Source organism: Methylobacterium frigidaeris (assembly GCF_022179185.1).
GTDB lineage: Bacteria > Pseudomonadota > Alphaproteobacteria > Rhizobiales > Beijerinckiaceae > Methylobacterium > Methylobacterium frigidaeris.
The window spans coordinates 1-1,350 of record NZ_BPQJ01000119.1; the positions used below are offsets into that span (position 1 = coordinate 1).

The following is a 1,350-nucleotide window of genomic DNA, read 5'->3' on the forward strand; positions in this document are numbered from 1 at the left end:
CCAGCAGGCGCAGAGCTGTCCGCCGACGCAGCTCCCGCTTGGCCTGCCGTCGCAGGTCGGCGGCCGTGGCGATGTCGGTCCGGATCTCGACGGCACGCGTCATAGGCTCCTCCCCAGTGAAGGGCAGCAGCGAATCACACGCACGGGCCACTGAAAGCCCGCTGCGAGTCAAAACCTAAGCGCGGCGGTATAACCGGATTTTCTCAGAGAACTCCCCGTTAAGGGATCACCGGTCATGCTCCGGGCATGACCGACGCCGACATCGAACTCTGGCTCGACGCCCTGGCGGCCGAGCGCGGCACCGCCGCCTCGTCGCTCAAGACCTATCGCCGCGACGTCGCCTGCTATCTCGGATGGCTGGACAAGCGACGCCTCGCCGATGTGACGCGTCACGACATGGTGGCCTACCCCGCACACGTCGGAGCGCGCCGTGTCCTACTCCTCGATCAGCCGGCGGCTATCGGTCGCCAACGGCACTCACCGCTTCATGGTCGCGGAAGGTCCCGGCACCAGCACTCCGGCAGCCGAGCTCCAGCCGAGGAGGCGGCCAGAGCGCCTGCCGTTCACGCCCGAGGTCGAGGCTGTGGCTCCTCGCAACCTGTGTCAGGGGTGTCCGGCTGCGAGGGTTTTCCGGCCCTCTGACATCCTGACACGGTTTCCTCGCAATCAATTTTTATCAGTTAAAATTTCTTCAAATGGCCACCTGAGTGAAAACTGTACTCTCAAAGGATGCTGTTAATTTGCGTTTATCTGCAGATGTACCACAAATACTATTGTAGAGCTCGATGGGCGAGCGCTCGCGACCATCGCCATCTGCAACCATCACATTCTGCGCGCCAGCACAAATTAGCGACATTCCTTGCTCGATTGCTTGCAGGGGCGCCGCAAATAACCGGGAAAATCGACGTTCGCGGTAAGTCGCGTGGACCGTGAAAATCACGTGAGCGGCTCCAAACTGAGTGTGGCGGCTGTTCGCTATCCCCCATGATGCTGGTCAGTGGTTGCATCGTGTTCACGATATGACAAAACTATGATTGTCGCCGCGCTGGGAAAGCGTCTCTGTTCCTGTCAGAGCGCTAACGGCTCTGAACCCATTTGCTTGTCCTCTCCGAGAGCAACGAGAGACTACGCGCATAAGCTTGGCGTACGGAACCGGCTGAATTCAAGTTCGAAATTTTACATCCATATTATATTAAATTAAGAGAAATATGGATTTGCTTGCGCCTTCTTCTGCTTCGGGTGAGCTCGGGGTCAGAATGCAGCATCCCGTGCGCCCTCCGTGCTAAAAGCGTGTTATACCGCTGCGCTTAGGCTTTGACTCGTCGGGGTTTTCACCGGTTCGTGGAGGTG

General features: G+C 58.6%; 2 protein-coding genes. One reads left to right on the plus strand and one right to left on the minus strand.

Annotated features, from left to right (window positions below; genetic code table 11):
* Nucleotides 1–246 precede the first annotated feature (246 nt).
* Complete coding sequence (locus MFF64_RS38290; protein WP_369010733.1) at nucleotides 247–642, plus strand: site-specific integrase; 396 nt, start codon at nucleotides 247–249, stop codon at nucleotides 640–642.
* Between the two features lie 49 nt (nucleotides 643–691).
* On the opposite strand, the gene MFF64_RS36475 is transcribed toward MFF64_RS38290, so the two are convergent.
* Entirely contained in the window at nucleotides 692–940 is a 249-nt protein-coding gene (locus MFF64_RS36475; RefSeq protein ID WP_238193901.1) for a hypothetical protein, read from the minus strand.
* Nucleotides 941–1,350: the final 410 nt, after the last annotated feature.